At 72.0% G+C, this 16,357-nt stretch carries 19 protein-coding genes; 9 read left to right on the top strand and 10 right to left on the bottom strand.

Annotation, left to right across the window (positions count from 1 at the left end; all coding sequences use genetic code 11):
• The first annotated feature begins 60 nt into the window (after positions 1-60).
• The 3 genes from BAY60_RS18680 to BAY60_RS18670 are packed head-to-tail and all read left to right on the top strand — an operon-like array spanning position 61 to position 3,244.
• On the top strand, positions 61-1,449 hold the full coding sequence (locus BAY60_RS18680; protein ID WP_112282173.1) for a GntP family permease: 1,389 nt from the start codon (positions 61-63) through the stop codon (positions 1,447-1,449).
• Between the two features lie 11 nt (positions 1,450-1,460).
• The gene (locus tag BAY60_RS18675; RefSeq protein WP_112282172.1) at positions 1,461-2,213 is read left to right on the top strand and encodes an SDR family oxidoreductase; all 753 of its coding nucleotides are present in this window, start codon (positions 1,461-1,463) and stop codon (positions 2,211-2,213) included.
• 11 nt (positions 2,214-2,224) lie between these two features.
• The gene (locus BAY60_RS18670; RefSeq protein WP_112282171.1) at positions 2,225-3,244 is read left to right on the top strand and encodes an L-idonate 5-dehydrogenase; all 1,020 of its coding nucleotides are present in this window, start codon (positions 2,225-2,227) and stop codon (positions 3,242-3,244) included.
• Between the two features lie 58 nt (positions 3,245-3,302).
• Here the strand turns inward: BAY60_RS18670 and BAY60_RS18665 are convergent, their stop codons facing one another.
• Genes BAY60_RS18665 through BAY60_RS18655 form a run of 3 tightly spaced genes read right to left on the bottom strand, consistent with a single transcriptional unit; the run spans position 3,303 to position 7,009 of the window.
• A complete protein-coding gene (locus BAY60_RS18665; RefSeq protein WP_112282170.1) occupies positions 3,303-4,481 on the bottom strand; it encodes a class I SAM-dependent RNA methyltransferase in 1,179 nt (392 codons plus the stop codon).
• Complete coding sequence (locus BAY60_RS18660; protein WP_112282169.1) at positions 4,478-6,520, bottom strand: APC family permease; 2,043 nt, start codon at positions 6,518-6,520, stop codon at positions 4,478-4,480. Before BAY60_RS18660 ends, BAY60_RS18665 begins: the two co-directional genes overlap by 4 nt.
• A 33-nt stretch (positions 6,521-6,553) precedes the next feature.
• Entirely contained in the window at positions 6,554-7,009 is a 456-nt protein-coding gene (locus BAY60_RS18655; protein WP_112282168.1) for a GbsR/MarR family transcriptional regulator, read from the bottom strand.
• Between the two features lie 152 nt (positions 7,010-7,161).
• On the opposite strand from BAY60_RS18655, the gene BAY60_RS18650 reads away from it, so the two are divergent.
• Complete coding sequence (locus tag BAY60_RS18650; RefSeq protein WP_112282167.1) at positions 7,162-7,827, top strand: potassium channel family protein; 666 nt, start codon at positions 7,162-7,164, stop codon at positions 7,825-7,827.
• Positions 7,827-8,483: a potassium channel family protein gene (locus tag BAY60_RS18645; RefSeq protein WP_112282166.1), complete on the top strand. Its 657-nt coding sequence runs from the start codon at positions 7,827-7,829 to the stop codon at positions 8,481-8,483. Before BAY60_RS18650 ends, BAY60_RS18645 begins: the two co-directional genes overlap by 1 nt.
• A 58-nt stretch (positions 8,484-8,541) precedes the next feature.
• Here the strand turns inward: BAY60_RS18645 and BAY60_RS18640 are convergent, their stop codons facing one another.
• Both BAY60_RS18640 and BAY60_RS18635 read right to left on the bottom strand, forming a co-directional pair.
• Positions 8,542-9,192 carry a DUF3159 domain-containing protein gene (locus tag BAY60_RS18640; RefSeq protein ID WP_112282479.1) on the bottom strand — a complete coding sequence of 217 codons (651 nt, stop codon included), beginning with the start codon at positions 9,190-9,192 and terminating at the stop codon, positions 8,542-8,544.
• 126 nt (positions 9,193-9,318) lie between these two features.
• Positions 9,319-9,696 carry an OB-fold nucleic acid binding domain-containing protein gene (locus BAY60_RS18635; protein ID WP_112282165.1) on the bottom strand — a complete coding sequence of 126 codons (378 nt, stop codon included), beginning with the start codon at positions 9,694-9,696 and terminating at the stop codon, positions 9,319-9,321.
• 109 nt (positions 9,697-9,805) lie between these two features.
• Between BAY60_RS18635 and BAY60_RS18630 the strand changes: the two genes are divergently transcribed.
• Positions 9,806-10,519 (top strand): alpha/beta hydrolase, encoded by a 714-nt coding sequence (locus BAY60_RS18630; protein ID WP_245992606.1) that lies wholly within the window; start codon positions 9,806-9,808, stop codon positions 10,517-10,519.
• Between the two features lie 16 nt (positions 10,520-10,535).
• Here BAY60_RS18630 and BAY60_RS18625 read toward each other — a convergent pair whose 3' ends face one another.
• From BAY60_RS18625 to dut, 3 genes are read right to left on the bottom strand one after another with little or no spacing between them, the layout of a single operon-like run.
• Positions 10,536-11,171, bottom strand: coding sequence for a LysE family translocator (locus BAY60_RS18625; protein WP_112282163.1), 636 nt, complete (start codon positions 11,169-11,171; stop codon positions 10,536-10,538).
• Positions 11,172-11,203: 32 nt separating this feature from the next.
• Positions 11,204-11,914: a DUF3710 domain-containing protein gene (locus BAY60_RS18620; protein WP_112282162.1), complete on the bottom strand. Its 711-nt coding sequence runs from the start codon at positions 11,912-11,914 to the stop codon at positions 11,204-11,206.
• 2 nt (positions 11,915-11,916) lie between these two features.
• Positions 11,917-12,378, bottom strand: coding sequence for a dUTP diphosphatase (dut, locus tag BAY60_RS18615; protein ID WP_112282161.1), 462 nt, complete (start codon positions 12,376-12,378; stop codon positions 11,917-11,919).
• Between the two features lie 24 nt (positions 12,379-12,402).
• Between dut and BAY60_RS18610 the strand changes: the two genes are divergently transcribed.
• Entirely contained in the window at positions 12,403-12,933 is a 531-nt protein-coding gene (locus tag BAY60_RS18610; RefSeq protein ID WP_112282160.1) for a DUF3093 domain-containing protein, read from the top strand.
• Between the two features lie 104 nt (positions 12,934-13,037).
• Here BAY60_RS18610 and BAY60_RS18605 read toward each other — a convergent pair whose 3' ends face one another.
• Positions 13,038-13,346, bottom strand: a complete 309-nt coding sequence (locus BAY60_RS18605; RefSeq protein ID WP_112282159.1) for a DUF4193 domain-containing protein — start codon at positions 13,344-13,346, stop codon at positions 13,038-13,040.
• 468 nt (positions 13,347-13,814) lie between these two features.
• Here BAY60_RS18605 and cei point away from each other — a divergent pair, with 468 nt between their 5' ends.
• Positions 13,815-14,492: an envelope integrity protein Cei gene (gene cei, locus BAY60_RS18600; protein WP_342769774.1), complete on the top strand. Its 678-nt coding sequence runs from the start codon at positions 13,815-13,817 to the stop codon at positions 14,490-14,492.
• 94 nt (positions 14,493-14,586) lie between these two features.
• Here the strand turns inward: cei and BAY60_RS18595 are convergent, their stop codons facing one another.
• Complete coding sequence (locus BAY60_RS18595) at positions 14,587-15,420, bottom strand: inositol monophosphatase family protein (RefSeq protein WP_112282158.1); 834 nt, start codon at positions 15,418-15,420, stop codon at positions 14,587-14,589.
• Positions 15,421-15,548: 128 nt separating this feature from the next.
• Between BAY60_RS18595 and ppgK the strand changes: the two genes are divergently transcribed.
• Entirely contained in the window at positions 15,549-16,310 is a 762-nt protein-coding gene (ppgK, locus tag BAY60_RS18590; RefSeq protein WP_112282157.1) for a polyphosphate--glucose phosphotransferase, read from the top strand.
• Positions 16,311-16,357: the final 47 nt, after the last annotated feature.

Genomic DNA, 16,357 nt, shown 5'->3' with positions numbered 1-16,357 from the left:
GCACCAACCCCTCCCCCAACCCATCGCGAAGCAACACGCAAGAAGCAACGGAGCTTTCGTATGGAAACCGACGAGTGGACCCAGACCCTCGGCGCAGGGCCGCTGCTGGGTATCGCGGCCGGCGCCATCGCCGTGCTGCTGTTCCTCATCATCAAGCTGCGCGTGCACGCCTTCCTGGCGCTGGTCACCGTCAGCGTGGCGACCGCGTTCGCCACGGGCATCCCCGCGGGCAGCATCATCGACACCTTGACCGACGGCTTCGGCTCCACGCTGGCGAGCGTCGCGCTGCTGGTGGGCCTCGGCGCGATGCTCGGGAGGCTCGTCGAGGTCAGCGGTGGCGCCCAGGCCCTGACCGACACGCTGATCGGCAAGTTCGGTGAGCGGCGCGCACCGCTGGCGCTGGGCGTCGCCTCACTGATCTTCGGCTTCCCGATCTTCTTCGACGCCGGCCTCGTCGTCATGCTGCCGATCGTGTTCTCGGTGGCCCGGCGGCTCGGCGGCGGCGTGCTCCGCTACGGCCTGCCCGCGGCGGGCGCGTTCTCGGTCATGCACATCTACGTGCCGCCGCATCCCGGCCCCGTCGCGGCCAGCGGCCTGCTCGGCGCCGACGTCGGCCTCGTCATCCTCTTCGCCATCCTCGTCGCGGTGCCGACGTGGTTCCTCACCAGCTACCTCTACGGCCTGTGGGCGGGCAAGCGCATCGTGCTGCCCGTGCCGGACATCCTCAGCGGCGGCGTGCCGGAGGAGGAGCGCGATCAGAACCCGCCCAAGGCCGGCACCGTCGTGGCGCTGCTGCTCCTCCCGCTGGTGATGATCTTCGCCAACACCGGCCTCAACACGGCGGGCGAGGCGGGCTGGATCGACGGCGACGCGGGCTGGGTGCAGGTGCTGCTGGCGCTCGGCTCCACCCCGATCGCCCTGCTCGTCACGGTCTTCGTGGCCAGCTACGTGCTCGGCACCCGCCGCGGGCGCGGCAAGGACGTCCTGGAGAAGCTGCTCGACACCGCACTCGGCCCGGTGTGCGCGATCATCCTGATCACCGGCGCCGGTGGCATGTTCGGTGGTGTCCTGCGGGCCAGCGGCATCGGCGACGCCCTGTCGAACGCGCTCTCCGACATCGGGCTGCCCGTCGTGGTCGCCGCCTACCTCATCGCCACCATCCTGCGCATCGCGCAGGGCTCGGCGACGGTCGCGCTCACCACCGCGGCCGGGCTGGTGCAGCCGCTCGTCGTGGGCAACGGGTTCAACAGCGTCGAGCTGGTCGCGCTCGTGCTGGCGCTGGCCGCCGGTTCGGTCACCGCGGGCCACGTCAACGACTCCGGGTTCTGGCTGGTCGGCCGGTTCTTCGGCATGGACGTCAAGACGACGCTCAAGACCTGGACCGTCATGCAGACCACCATCGGGCTCATGGGCTTCGCCCTGTCGGCCCTGCTGTTCGTCATCGCGTAAGGGAGTTCGTCGTGTCGCCGACGCTGTTCGACCTGTCCGGCCGTGTCGCGCTGGTGACCGGCAGCACGCGGGGCCTCGGCCGCGAGATCGCGGCCGGCCTCGCGGCCGCCGGGGCCACGGTGGTGCTCAACGGCCGCGATCCACAACGGCTGGAGGCCGCCCGCACGGCACTGGGCGCCGACGGCGTCGCGTTCGACGTCACCGACCCCGACGCGGTGGCGGCCGCGGTCGGGCAGGTCACCGAACGGCACGGCGGCATCGACATCCTCGTCAACAACGCCGGGTTCCAGCACCGGCAGCCGATGCTGGAACTGTCGCTGGCCGACTGGGAGGCCGTGCTCCGCACCGACCTCACGAGCGCCTTCGTGATCGGCAAGGCGGTGGCGCCTGGCATGATCGCCCGCGGCCGCGGCAAGATCATCAACATCTGCTCGGTGCAGACGGAGCTGGCCCGCCCTTCGATCGCCCCGTACACGGCGGCGAAGGGCGGGCTGCGCAACCTCACCCGCGCGATGACCGCCGAGTGGGCCGGGCACGGGCTGCAGATCAACGGCATCGCACCCGGCTACGTCGACACCGAGCTGACCGCGGCACTGGTGGCCGACGAGCAGTTCTCCTCGTGGGTCACCGGCCGCACACCCGCGGGACGCTGGGGCCGCGCCGAGGATCTCGTCGGCCCCGCGGTGTTCCTGGCCTCCGACGCCTCGGCGTTCGTCAACGGCCAGGTGCTGTTCGTCGACGGCGGCATGACCGCCGTCGTGTGAGGGAGGCGGACATGGCCACTGCCCAGGCTCTGGTGGTCCACGCGGCGGGCGACCTGAGGGTGGAGGAGCGCACACTGCCCGAGCCCGCACCGCACGAGGCCGTGGTCGCCATCGGCTACGGCGGCGTGTGCGGGTCGGACCTGCACTACGTGGCGCACGGCGCGGTGGGCGAGTCGGTGCTGCGGGCGCCGATGGTGCTGGGACACGAGGTGTCCGGGCGCGTCGCCGTCGCGGCGGCCGACGGCTCCGGGCCCACCGAGGGCACGCCGGTGGCCGTGCACCCGGCGACGCCGTGCGGGCAGTGCGGCTACTGCGCCGCGAGCAGGCAGAACCTGTGCCCGCACACCAGCTACCTCGGCTCGGCGGCCCGTTTCCCGCACACCGACGGCGCCTTCGCACAGCGCTACGTCGTCGCCACCGACCGGCTGCTGCCGCTGCCGGACGCGCTTTCCGTGCGGACGGCGGCGCTCGTGGAGCCCGCCTCGGTGGCGTGGCACGCGGTGTCGCGTGCGGGCGACGTGGCGGGCAAGCGGGTGCTGGTGACGGGCGCGGGCCCGATCGGCGCGCTCGTCGTGGCCGTGCTGCGCAGGGCGGGCGCGGCCGAGATCGTGGTGACCGACCTGCACGAGCGTCCGCTGCGGGTGGCGCGCGAACTCGGCGCCACGCGGACCCGGCTGGGCACCGCGCCCGAGGACCTCGGCGCGGACGTGGCGATCGACTCCTCCGGCGCGGCCGCCGGGGTGGCCACGGCCGTGCGCGCGCTGCGCCGGGGCGGTCACCTGGTGCTGCTCGGCCTGCCGCCCGCGCCGGAGCAGCCGTTCCTGTCGGGGCTGGTGGCGACCCGGGAACTGACGGTCGCGGGGTCGTTCCGGTTCCACGCCGAGATGGCCGACGTCATCGCGGCGATGGCCGACGGCTCCCTGGCGGTGGATGCCGTCATCAGCCACGAGTTCCCGCTGGCCGAGGCGGAGCAGGCGTTCGCCGTCGCCCGCGACGCCACGGCCTCGGGCAAGGTGCTGCTCCGCTTCTGACGCGATCTCGTCCACCGCCGGGTGGCGTACGGGCAAGGCTGGACAGCGGCTCAGCGGCTCAGCGGACGAGCAGCGCGAGACACTCCACGTGGTGGGTCATCGGGAACGCGTCGAAGGCCCTCAGCCGCTGCAGGCGGTAGCCGTGCTGGGCGAACGTCGCCACGTCCCGGGCCAGCGCCGCCGGGTCACACGCCACGTACACCACCCGTTCGGCCCCGGCGGCGGCGATCGCCTCCACCACCTCGCGGCCCGCTCCCTTGCGCGGCGGGTCGAGCACCACGACGTCGGCACGGGCGTCCCCGGTGTCCGGATCGGACAGCACGTCCTCCACCCGGCCGCAGCGCCACTGCACCTGCGGCAACTCGGCGAGGTTGCGCTCGCCGTCGGCCACCGCGCGGCGGCCCGACTCCACCGCCAGCACCGACCCCGCCGGGCCCACCTGCTCGGCGAGCACGGACGCGAAGAGACCCACCCCGGCGTAGAGGTCCCACGCCCGGGCTCCGGTGGCCGCCGCGGCCCACTCGCCCACGACGGCGGCGAACGTCTCCGCAGCCTCGGGATGCACCTGCCAGAAGCCGTGGGCCGCCAGCCGCCAGTCCCGGCCCGCCGCCCGCTCGGCGGCCAGCCCGCCCCGGAGCTGCCTGCCGTCACGGCGCACGTGCACGGTTCCCGCGGCGTCCTCGGTGACCTCCACCTCGCCACCCGGCCGGGCCCTCCTGGCCAGGCCGGCCCCGGCCGCGGCACGCGCGGTGATGGGGCAGTCCTCCAGCGGGATCACGCGGTGGCTGCGATGCGCCCGCAGGCCCGGCCTGCCGTCGCGGCCCGCCACGAACCGCACCCGGGTCCGCCAGCGCAGCGCGCCCCCCGGCAGGTCCTCCACCTCCACCGGCCACGTGATCCCCGCCAGCCGCTCCAGCTGCTCGGCCACGACCGCGGCCTTGAGCGCCCGCTGCGCGGCCGGGGTCGCGTGCTGCCAGTCGCAGCCGCCGCACAGGCCGGGGCCCGCCACCGGGCACGGCGGCGTCACGCGGTCCTCCGACGCACGCAGCACGCGCACGGCGTCGGCGCGGCAGAACGACTTTCCCGCGTCCTCGGTGACCCTGGCGACCACCCGCTCCCCCGGCAGCGCATGCCGTACGAACACGACCCGGCCCTCCACCCGGGACACGCAGTGCCCGCCGTGGGCGACGGCGCCGACGTCCAGCTCCAGCTCCCGGCCCGTCCAGTCCTGTTTCACCGCCCGGAACCCTGGCCCTTGCCGCCGCCGTCCGGCCCGCGCGTGAGGTCGAACAGGCCCCTGCGCACGTCACCGGCCACCGGATGGGCCGCCTCCGCGCGCCTGGACGCGTACTTGGAGGACTCCAGCTGCCACGGCACGCTCGTCACCATCACCCGTGACTGGAACAGCAGCCTGCCCTTGAGCCGCAGAGCGCTCTGGTTGTGCAGCAGCTGCTCCCACCAGTGCCCCACGACGTACTCCGGAATGAACACGGTGACGACGTTACGCGGGTGGTCGCCACGGATCCGGCGCACGTAGTCGAGCACGGGCCTCGTCACCTCCCGGTAGGGCGACTCCACGACCTTGAGCGGGATCGAGAAACCGTGCTTGTCCCACGAGTCCACGAGCCTGCGCGTGTCGGCATCGTCCACATTGACCGTCACCGCCTCCAGGATGTCGGGCCGCGTGGCCTTCGCGTAGGCGAGCGCGCGCAGGGTCGGCCGGTGCAGCTGGGAGACCAGCACGATCGCGTGGTTGCGCGCGGGCAGGGTCACCGGCTCGCTCTCGTCCTCCTTCAGTTCCTGGGCGACCCGGTCGTAGTGCTTGCGGATGGCGCCCATGAGGAAGTAGATGGCCGCCATCGACACGATCGAGATCCACGCGCCGGCCAGGAACTTGGTGACCAAGATCACCACGAGCACCGATGCGGTCATGAACAGGCCGAACGAGTTGATCGCCTGTGCCCGGCGCATCCGCCGTCGCGCCGCCGGGTCGGTCTCGGTACGCAGCAGGCGGTTCCAGTGCCGGATCATGCCGCTCTGGCTCAGCACGAACGACACGAACACGCCCACGATGTAGAGCTGGATGAGGGCGGTCACCTCGGCGTTGAACGCGATCACCAGCACGATGGCGAACCCGGCGAGGAACAGGATGCCGTTGCTGAACGCGAGCCGGTCGCCGCGGGTGTGCAGCTGCCGCGGCAGGAAGCGGTCCTGCGCCAGGATCGAGCCCAGCACCGGAAAGCCGTTGAACGCCGTGTTGGCCGCCAGCACCAGGATCAGCCCGGTGAAGAAGATGACGTACCACATGGCGGGAGGGAAGCCGGCGAACACCGCACCGGCGAGCTGGGCGACGAGGGTCTTCTGCTCGTAGCCCTCCGGGGCGTTGATCAGCTGCTCGCCGGGGTGCTCGGCCATCACGGCGCCGGTGACGTTGGCCAGGAACAGCAGCCCCAGAAACATCGTGATGGCCAGGGTGCCCATCATCAGCAGCGTGGTCGCGGCGTTGCGGCCCTTGGGCTTGCGGAACGCGGGCACCCCGTTGGCGATGGCCTCCACGCCGGTCAGCGCCGCACTGCCGGAGGAGAACGCGCGCAGGATCAGGAAGACGAAGGCGAACCCGGTGAGGTGGTGCTCCTCGGCCACCAGTTCCAGATCGGCGCTCTCGGCGCGCGGCGCGTCGCCGAGCACGAACGTCTGGATCGCACCCCACAGGATCATGGCGAGGATGCCGGCGACGAAGGCGTAGGACGGGATCGCGAAGGCGGTGCCCGACTCCCGCACGCCGCGCAGGTTCACCGCCATCAGCAGCAGGATCGCGGCGACGGCGAAGGCCACCTTGTGAGTGGCGACGAACGGCACGGCCGAGCCGATGTTCGCCGCGGCCGAGGCGATCGACACGGCCACGGTGAGGATGTAGTCGACGAGCAGGGCACTGCCGACCGCCAGGCCCCAGCGTGGCCCGTGGTTGACGGTCGCCACCTCGTAGTCGCCGCCGCCGGAGGTGTAGGCGCGCACGTTCTGCCGGTACGACGCCACCACGGCCACCATGACCAGTGCCACGACGAGCCCGATCCACGGGCTGTAGACGTAGGCCGAGGCGCCCGCGACGGAGAGCATGAGCAGGATCTCTTCCGGCGCGTAGGCCACGCTCGACATGGGGTCGGACGCGAACACCGGCAGCGCGATCCGCTTCGGAAGCAGCGTGTGGGCGAGCCGGTCGCTGCGGAAGGGACGGCCCAGGACGAGCCGTTTCGTCGCGGTGGCGAACTTGGACACGGCTGGAGCGTAATCGTCGGGGTGCGAAGCCGATCAGGCCTGGGCCCGGTCGCGCTGCCAACGCTCGATCAGTGCGGGCAGCTCGGCCATCAGATAGCCGTAGAAGTCCCGCATGTCGGCGAGCCTGCGTTCGGCGGGGCCGCCCTCGGCCACCTGCTTGATGCCCTCCTCGGCGGCCTGCAGCATCTCGTCGACGACCCGGTTCTGCGCCGACATCATCCGCTGCCAGCCGTCGTCGGGGAAGCGGTAGTGGTCGCGGCGGCTGCCCGGCACGGGCGCCCGTTCGATCATGCCGACCGGCTCCAGCATCTTGATGGCACCCGAGACCGCGCCCGCGCTCACGACCAGCCGTTCGGCGATCTCGCCCGCCGTGATGGTCTCCTGGTCGGCGAAGAGCACCGCGCACAGCACGCGCGCTGTCATGCGCTGCATGCCCCCGCGGGTGAGGATGAGCGCCATGCGCTCGGCGGGATCGCTCGCGTCGGCCATGATCCTCCTGTCTCGTCTCATTTCACTCTAACATTTCCCAACTTTCGCAAATTCGTGAAATCTACGCCGTTCGGGTGGCCTGACCTGAACACGCGGCGCGTTCGCTGCGGGGTAGGTTCGGCGCTGGCACCGACACACTGGAGGAGGCAGGCGTGCACGTGGTGATCATGGGGTGCGGCCGGGTCGGCGCGTCCCTGGCCGCGGCGCTCGAACGGCTCGGTCACGAGGTCGCCGTCATCGACAGGGACCGGGAGGCTTTCCGCAGACTCGGCAGCGACTTCCACGGCCAGCAGGTCGTGGGCATCGGCTTCGACCGGCAGGTGCTCACCGAGGCCGGCATCGAGCGCGCGGGCGCGTTCGCGGCCGTGTCCAGTGGCGACAACTCGAACATCATCTCGGCCCGTGTGGCCCGCGAGAACTTCGGTGTCGAACACGTCGTCGCCCGCATCTACGACCCCAAGCGGGCCGCGGTGTACGAGCGGCTCGGCATCCCGACGGTGGCGACCGTGCCCTGGACCACCGACCGGTTCCTGCGCACCCTGCTGCCCGACGGCGTGGCCACGTCGTGGCGCGAGCCCACCGGGACGGTCGCCCTGCTGCAGCTGCCACTGCACGAGGGCTGGATCGGCCGCAGCGTGCGGGACCTGCAGGCGGCGACCGGCTGCCGGGTGGCGTTCATCATGCGGTTCGGGACCGGTGTCCTGCCCGACGACAAGACCGTGTTGCAGGCCGACGACGACGTCTACGCCGCCGCGCAGTCCGGCACCGTCACCGACGTCACGAGCGTGGCGGCGCGGGCACCCGAGGAGGAGAGCTGATGCGGGTCGCGATCGCGGGCGCGGGCGCGGTGGGCCGCTCCATCGCGTCGGAGCTCATCGAGGCAGGGCACACGGTGATGCTCATCGAGCGGCAGTCCGGGCAGTTCACCCCGGAGACCGTGCCGCAGGCCGACTGGGTGCTCGGCGACGCGTGCGAGGTCTCGACGCTGGAGGACTCCGGCATCGAGCTGTGCGACGTCGTGATCGCCGCGACCGGTGACGACAAGGTCAACCTCGTGGTGGCCCTGCTGGCCAAGACGGAGTTCGCGGTGCGCCGCGTGGTGGCGAGGGTGAACAACCCGGCCAACGAGTGGCTGTTCAACGAGAGCTGGGGTGTGGACGTGGCCGTGTCGACGCCGCGCATGCTGGCGGCGATGGTGGAGGAGGCCGTCAGCGTCGGCGACCTGGTGCGCCTGATGACGTTCCGGCAGAGCCAGGCCAACCTCGTGGAGCTGACCCTGCCCGCGGAGACGCCGCTGGCCGGCAAGCCGGTCCGCGACATCGCCCTGCCCCGCGACGCCGCGCTGGTGACGATCCTGCGCGGCGACCGCGTGATCGTCCCCCAGCCGGACGACCCGCTGGAGGCGGGCGACGAGCTGCTGTTCGTCTCCCCGAGCGACGTGGAGCCGGAGATCCGCAGGGCGCTCGGCTACTGAGCGCGCCGGGCGAACGAGTGGGCCGGGGCCTCTGCGGTCAACCGTCCCGCGGGGCCCCTCACGCCTGCTGAGGCGGCGGCTGGCCGTACTTCACCCGCAGGCGGGCCTCCACCTCGGCGTCGCTCTCCTCGACCTCGGCCAGCTCCTTGAGCCGCTTGTCCGAGCGCCGCACGGCCCACACCACGACGAGCAGCACCAGCGCGTACAGCGGGTAGCCCATCGCGATCTTGGCGAAGGCGAGCCAGCCGGTGTAGTCCTCCTGGTAGAGCCAGCGCTGCACGACGAACCGCGCGGCGAACATCGCCGCCAGGGCGAGCGTGGCCACGTCGTAGCCGAAGCGCGACTGCTTGTCCTTGCGCCAGGCGCTGCCGGTGCCGTTGAGGTAGCTCCACACCACGCCGGCCAGCGGCCTGCGCACCAGGACCGACAGCACCAGCACCCCGCAGTACACCAGGCTGGCCCAGATGCCGAACAGGAAGAAGCCCTTGGCCGAGCCCGTGCGGTAGGCGATGAACGCCGCGATGGCCACCCCGAAGAAGCCGGAGATCGCGGGCTGGATCGGCTCCCTGCGCACCAGGCGCAGGACGGTGATGGCCACGGCGCTGCCCACCGCGCTCCAGATGGCGACCGTGAGACCGAACAGCGAGTTCGCGAGCACGAACACGATGACCGGGACGGCGGAGTAGAACAGCCCGGACAGCCCACCCATCTGCTCCAGCAGGGTGGGCTGCCGCTCCGGCTCCTCGCGCGTGGCAGCGGGCTCCCCCGCTGGGTCGGTCTGCTCGCCGGTGCGGTCGCGGTCGGGCTCAGTCACGCGCGGACACTCTCTGGTTCGTCAGGTCGTCTGCAGCAGTTCGTAGTACGGGTTGTACAGAACCTTCTGGCCATTGCGTTCGGCCATCCGGCCGCGCGCCTTGATGGTACGGCCGGGTTCGATGCCGGGAATGCGGCGACGGCCGAGCCACACCAGCGTCACGTCGTCCGTGCCGTCGAACAGCTCCGCCTCCAGGGTAGCGACCTCGTTGGCCGGGCACAGCTCGACACTGCGGAGTCTGCCGAGCACGGTCACTTCCTCGCCCGAGCGGCAGTCGCACGCCCGCTGCGCACCACCGGCCTCCGACTTCTCCGAGAGGTCGTCGGCGTCCAACGTCTCGATGTCACTGGTCAGCTTGCGAACCAGCCGGCTGAAGTAGCCGCCGTCTTTGGCGGACATAGGCGCCTCTGCTCCTGTGCTCCGGGGCCCCCGACTTGTAAACGGCCCGTGCGATGTTCAGCGTAGCTCTGCCGGAGCAAGGGAAGCGGACTTGCGTCAGGATCGCAACGTGACGTCCGTTATGCCGCACCCTGCCGCCGTTCTGCTGCCCGGAACGGGCTCCGACGAGGTGTTCGTACGCTCGGTGTTCGCCGGGCCGCTTGCCGCGTTCGGCATCACCCTGACCACCCCGGCGCCCGCGCCGGGCGCGGCGGTGGTGACCGGCGGCCTCGCCGCACTCGACGCGGCGGCGGAGCGGGCGGGCGGGCCCGTCCTCGTGGGCGGCATCTCGCTGGGCGCCCACATGGCCACCGAGTGGGCCCTGCGCAACCCGCGGCGGTGTGCCGGGGTCCTGGCGGCGCTGCCCGCGTGGAACGGCGCCGCTGACAGGGCTCCCGCTGCCGTCGCCGCCCGTCACTCCGCCGACCTCGTGGCCCGCGCCGGGCTGACCGCGGCGCTGGCCGCCTCGGTCGAGGGGGTGGCGCCGTGGCTGGCCGCGGAGCTGACCCGGGCCTGGCGGCGGCACGGAGCCGGGCTGGCGGACAGCCTGCGCGCCGCCGCGGCGCACCCGGCGCCCGAACTGGCCGACCTGGCGGCGCTGGAGGTGCCCGTGGGCATCGCCGCGTGCGCCGACGACCCGGTGCATCCGCTGCCGGTGGCGCGGGCGTGGGCGGCCGCTCTGCCGCGCGCGGCGCTCTGCGAGACGACGCTCGCCGCGTTCGGCGCCGACCGTGAGGCGCTGGGGCGGGCGGCGGTGCTCGCGTGGCTGCGCGCCCGCGGGTAGACGTGCGCCGGTGCGGCTACTCGGCGACGGCGACGAAGCCGCCGAGGCCGATCATCGTCAGCCCGCTGGCGACGCGCTGCCGGATCCGCCACCGGGGGCTGGCCAGCAGCCGCGCCCCGAGCGTGCCCGCGAACAGCGCGACGGCGAGGTCGGCGAGCACGGTCATGCCCAGGGCGATCAGGCCCAGCAGCAGGAACACCAGCGGGGCCGGCGCGGTCTCCGGGTGCACGAAATGGGGAAGCAGCGCCATGAAGTACAACGCCGTCTTGGGGTTGAGCAGCTCGGTGAGGATGCCCTGCACCAGCGGTGACGACGCCCAGCGGCGGGCCGCCGTGGCGTCGCCGCCGGCCGAGGGGCCCTCGTCGTGCCGCTTCAGGATGGCGTGCAGACCGAGGAACACCAGGTAGGCGGCACCGGCGAACTTGACGATGGTGAAGGCCACCGTCGAGGTGGCCAGCAGCGCCGACAGCCCGAGCGCCGCCGCGACGACGTGCATCGACGCGCCGATCCCGTTGCCGAGGGCCGAGCGAAGGCCCTCTCCCCTGCCGCCGCGCAGGCTGCGCGCGAGCACGTAGAGGATGCCGGGGCCGGGGGTCACCGCGAAGAGGGTGGCCGTGCCCAGGAAGATCAGCCATTCGGCGGAGGTCGGCATCCGCCCACTCTAGAACGCCGCGACGCGCCGTTTCACCCCTGCTGACCCTGCTGCTCGGCGATGTGCGCGGCGACGGCCTCCGGCAGCTGGATCGGCAGCGGGGTGCGCACCGGCATCGGGTTGTCGCCTCGCACCACGATCGTGTCGCGCACGATGTCCCTGAGCACGGCGGGTGCCTGGGCGGCCTGCGACTGCGGGCTCGCGATCACCCCGCGCAGCATCCAGCGGGGGCCGTCGACCCCGACGAACCGCAGCGCCACCTCACCGACGATCGCGGACAGTTCGAGGCCCCACTCGCCCCGGCCCGAGGTCACCTGCGCGCCGTCGGAGCGCAGCTGCTCGGCCAGCTCGGAGCTGACCTCCCGCCACAGCCCGCCCGAGCGCGGAGCGGCGTAGGCACTCACGGTGACCTGGCCGTGCGTGGTCACCACGTGCACCGCGCGGACGTTGCCGCTCGCCTGGTCCATCTCGACCTGGACCTGCGACCCGTCCGGCACCGGCACCTGCACCGAGCCGAGGTCCATGCGCGGCAGCCCGTCCTCGGGCGCGTCGGCGGCGTCGAACGGTCCGGACTCCTGCGCCTCGTAGCCGGTGTCGTCACCGTCGGGCTCGTCGTACTGGTCGTACTCCTCGCCCGCGTCGTCCTGGTCGTACTCTTCGTCCTGGTCGTACTGGCCGGCCTCGACGTCGGCGAGACCGTCGGGCTCGGGCTCATCCCGGCGCTTCCGCCTGAAAATCCCCACTGCTACTCCGTTCCGAGGGCGGCGTGCCCACCGGTCGAACCGTAGCCACCCGCTCCTCGCTCCGTCGCTTCGAGTTCCGCGACCTCGACGAACTCCGCGTGTTCGACTCGCTGCACGACGAGCTGCGCGATCCGGTCGCCCCTGGCGAGCTTCACCGGCTCCACCGGATCGTGGTTGACCAGGCAGACCCGGATCTCGCCGCGGTAACCGGCGTCGATGGTGCCCGGGGTGTTGACGATCGAGAGTCCCACCCGGGCCGCCAGGCCCGAACGCGGGTGCACGAACCCGGCATAGCCCTCCGGCAGCGCGATGGCCACGCCGGTGCCGACCACGGTCCGCTCCCCCGGCGGCAGCACGACGTCGGAGGTGGTCACGAGGTCGGCGCCCGCGTCACCGGGCCGCGCGTAGGACGGCAGCGGGACGTCGGGGTCGAGTCGAGTGAGAAGGACCTGCACGCTGGACACGACACGCGAGACTACCCTGGTGCCGTGGGCACCAGTACACCTGCGGGATCGAAGGGCGCGGCGCTGTTCACCGAGCGCCTCTACGTGACGTGGTGGGGCTGGCCGCTGCCGCTGCTCGGCGCCGCGCTGCTCGCCGCCGAGATCCACATGGGCTACCCGGGCGTGCGCGCGTGGCTGCCGTACGTGGTGATGCTGCCGCTGGCCGTCGCGCTGCTGCTGAGCATGGGGCGCACCACCGTGCGCGTCACCGGCGGCGACGACCCCGAACTGTGGGTGGGCGACGCCCACCTGCCGTTGCGCTACGTCGGCGAGGTGGAGACGGTCGGCAAGCAGGGCAAGCGCAAGGCCATGGGTCCCGAGCTCGACCCTGCCGCGTTCGTGGTGCATCGCGGCTGGGTTCCCACTCTCGTGCGGCTGCACCTGACCGACCCCGACGACCCCACGCCGTACTGGCTCATCAGCACCCGCCATCCCGAGCGGCTCGCCACCGTGTTGCGTGAGCACGCCGCCGCGCGGCGCGCGGCGGACGACACCGGTGCCCGCGAACCCGGCTGACCAGAACAAACCGGGTGGTCGAGCGCGCGCTCGACCACCCGTTCGCTGAACCTGTGAACCCCTCCGGGTGTCCGCCACCCCGCGTACGGCCGCGCCGCGCCGGATCAGGCGCAGTCGCGGCAGATCAGCTGGCCGCCCGATTCCTCGGCCAGCCGGCTGCGGTGGTGCACCAGGAAACACACCGAGCAGGTGAACTCGTCGGCCTGCTTCGGCACGACCTTCACGGTCAGGTCCTCACCGGAAAGCCCGGAAAGGTCGGCCCCGGGAAGCTCGAAATTCTCCGCGGTCGCGTCCTCGTCAACGTCGACCACGCCGGACTGCGTCTCGTTCCGCCGTGCCTTCAGCTCCTCCAACGAGTCTTCGGCAAGCTCGTCGGCTTCGCTGCGACGCGGAGCGTCGTAGTCGGTCGCCATTGTCCTTCACCCCTGCGATCAGCTTCGATACCAGTTCGGGACCCGGTCCGCGGGCGTCACCCCGCTCGCGAGTCCTTCCGTGCCGCTGGTCAACGTTCCAGCGCCCGTGTTTGTGCCCGAAACGACAGTGAGAGAGGTCTCTATCTTGAGACTTCCGATCTTCGCCCGGAGCCCGGAGAGGGTAGCCCACGAGATACCCGGACTCGAAGCGGGTTAGCCCAGCCCGCAGCGACGTCACTCGACAGGGCTAATCCGGGTATGAGCTGCGCTTACGCCGTTCGGGTTGCGGCTCGGTATCGGCGGGCTGCGTAACGGCCGTGTCCGCTTGCCCGGTCGGGTGACGCCATGGTGCCATCCGATGGCGCTTCCGGCGCCTCGTCATGTAACGCCTAGGCTGATCTGTAACGACGGTGTCGGTACAGGCAGGCACACGCTCGGGCATGGGTTTCGGGAAGGGACGGCGCACTGGTGTCGGGGATCGGGGGCTTCGGCCGGAAACCGAAGGGGTACCGCAAGCGCAAGCCGCTGCCCGCCCTCATCGTGATCGGCCTGCTGGGCGCCGTCGCGACGTTCGTCTGGTTCAACGCGATCACGAGCACCGACGACATCAACGAAGCCATCCGCTGCGAGCCGAAGCCCGTGCCGCCGCAGGGCGTGACGTACGAGCCGCTGTCCTTCGACGCGCTCGAGGGCACACCGCTGACGCCGCCGGACCGGATCCCGCTGCGAGTGCTCAACGCCAGCGGGCTGCGCGGCGAGGCGGCCATGACGACGGCCGCGCTGCGCGAGCTCGGCTTCACCCGGATCGCCGAGCCGGAGAACGACCCCGCCTACAGCAACACCGAGGCCGACTGCCACGGCCAGATCCGGTTCGGCGAGAACGGCGCCGGCGCCGCCCGCACGATGCAGCTCATCGACCCGTGCCTGCAGCTGGTACGGGACAACCGCAAGGACGCCACGGTGGACCTGGCCATCGGCACCACCTACAACGACACCCGCCCGACGGCCGCGGCGCACGACGTGCTCGACCAGCTCGCCGCCTGGTCGGCCGAGAACGCCGGCACCGGCAACAGCGAGGCGTCCCAGGGCGGCCGCCCCGACATCGACGAGCAACTGCTCGAGGAAACCGCCCCCACCCACTGCTAGAAGCTCCCCAATGTGGCATTGGTGGCGTCCAACGCTACGAATGCCGCATTGGGGAAGTTGAGCGCTACGAATGTGGCATTGGGGAGCTCCGGCGCTAGACGGCTCCCGCGCCGCACTTGACGAGTACCGCGCGCAGGGCCTCGGCGATGGGTGGCGCCGCCGCGAGCGTGCCGTCCGCGCCCAGTTCCGGATCCTCGCCGGGCAGCGACACCACCGCGCCCGCCTCGGTGGCCACCAGCGCCGCCGCGGCCCAGTCCCAGCGGTGCAGGCCGTGCTCGAAGTAGGCGTCCGTCCAGCCCGCCGCCACCGCGCACAGGTCCAGCGCCGCCGAGCCGGGCCTGCGGATGTCGCGCACGTGGCCGAGCAGGCCCGCCACCAGCTCCGCCTGCCGGGCGCGCCGCTCGGGCACGTAGGCGAACCCGGTGCCCACGAGGGCGAGGTCGAGCCGCTCGGGCGCGGACACGGCCAGCCGCCTGCCGTCCAGCCACGATCCGGCGCCCCGGGTGGCGGTCCACCGGCGCCCGCTCACGGGCTCCACGACCGCACCGGCGACCGAGACACCGTCGACCTGCGCGGCCACGGACACGGCGAACTCGGGCAGCCCGTAGAGGAAGTTGACGGTGCCGTCGATCGGGTCGACCACCCACGTCACCGCGGTGCCCGGCGCGCCCGAGGTCCCCTCGTGGCCGCCCTCCTCGCCCAGCACCGGCTCGCCAGGGCGCAGCTCGGCGAGCCGGGCGCGGATGAGCCGCTCGGACTCGTGGTCGACGGCGGTCACCACGTCGGTCGTGCTGGTCTTGGTGTCGACGGTCACGGCACGACCGGCGAGCATGGACTCACGGGCGTCCCGCACCAGTTCGGCGGCCTCGGTGGCCACGCGCTCGGCGGTCTCGGTCAGGATGGCCAGGTCTGGCTCGGCAGATTCCACACCACCATGGGATCACATCCGGCGCCGCGACGGCCGCCGTCGGGCTGGGCTGTGGGTCTCGCCCCACGGAACACGGCTAGAGTCTTCGTCCGGTGACTTTCTGAATCGAGAAGGAAGGGACGACGCCAATGACGGCGACCCGGGGTTTCGGCATCGACATCGGCGGCAGCGGCATCAAGGGCGCCCTTGTCGACCTGGCGGAGGGCCGGCTCATCGGCGACCGGCTGCGGATCGACACGCCGCAGCCCGCGACGCCCGCCGCAGTCGCCGAGGTCGTCGCCGAGATCGTGCGGCACTTCGACTGGGAAGGCCCGGTGGGCATCACGCTGCCCGCGGTGATCAAGAAGGGTGTGGCCCAGACGGCGGCGAACATCGACCCCAGCTGGATCGGCACGGACGCCGACGGGCTGTTCGCCGAGCGGCTCGGCCGCCACGTCGACGACGTGGCGATGCTCAACGACGCCGACGCCGCGGGCATGGCCGAGATGCGCTTCGGCGACCCGGCGGGACGCACCGGGGTCGTGGCACTGCTGACCTTCGGCACCGGCATCGGCAGCGCGTTGTTCCACGACGGCAAACTCGTGCCCAATACGGAATTCGGTCACCTGGAGGTCGACGGACACGACGCCGAGAAGAAGGCGGCGGCCTCGGTGAAGGACAACGAGGGGCTTTCCTACCCGGACTGGGCCAAGCGCGTGGATCGTTACCTGACTGTGCTCGAGAACCTGATCTGGCCGGACCTGTTCATCGTGGGCGGGGGCGTCAGCAAGAAGTCCGAGAAATGGGTGCCGCTGCTCGACATCCGGACCCGCGTCGTCGTCGCATCATTGCAGAACAACGCCGGGATCGTGGGCGCGGCGGCCGCCGCCGTGGAGGGCATCGAACACTGATCCGCCACCCGGCACGGGCACGCGGAAAGTTGATCGCTTGGGCACGC

It is taken from the genome of Prauserella muralis (assembly GCF_003202285.1).
Classification (GTDB): domain Bacteria; phylum Actinomycetota; class Actinomycetes; order Mycobacteriales; family Pseudonocardiaceae; genus Prauserella_B; species Prauserella_B muralis.
Note: the sequence above shows the minus strand (reverse complement) of the source record. Positions and strands in the feature narration are given on the sequence as shown.

Coding starts and splice junctions, on each gene's coding strand:
- BAY60_RS18680 (WP_112282173.1), top strand. CDS start 61: ATGGAAACCGACGAGTGGACCCAGACCCTCGGCGCAGGGCCGCTGCTG.
- BAY60_RS18670 (WP_112282171.1), top strand. CDS start 2,225: ATGGCCACTGCCCAGGCTCTGGTGGTCCACGCGGCGGGCGACCTGAGG.
- BAY60_RS18655 (WP_112282168.1), bottom strand. CDS start 7,009: ATGGCCGACGCGAGCGATCCCGCCGAGCGCATGGCGCTCATCCTCACC.
- BAY60_RS18645 (WP_112282166.1), top strand. CDS start 7,827: ATGCGGGTCGCGATCGCGGGCGCGGGCGCGGTGGGCCGCTCCATCGCG.
- BAY60_RS18640 (WP_112282479.1), bottom strand. CDS start 9,192: ATGGGTGGGCTGTCCGGGCTGTTCTACTCCGCCGTCCCGGTCATCGTG.
- BAY60_RS18635 (WP_112282165.1), bottom strand. CDS start 9,696: ATGTCCGCCAAAGACGGCGGCTACTTCAGCCGGCTGGTTCGCAAGCTG.
- BAY60_RS18625 (WP_112282163.1), bottom strand. CDS start 11,171: ATGCCGACCTCCGCCGAATGGCTGATCTTCCTGGGCACGGCCACCCTC.
- BAY60_RS18605 (WP_112282159.1), bottom strand. CDS start 13,346: ATGGCGACCGACTACGACGCTCCGCGTCGCAGCGAAGCCGACGAGCTT.
- ppgK (WP_112282157.1), top strand. CDS start 15,549: ATGACGGCGACCCGGGGTTTCGGCATCGACATCGGCGGCAGCGGCATC.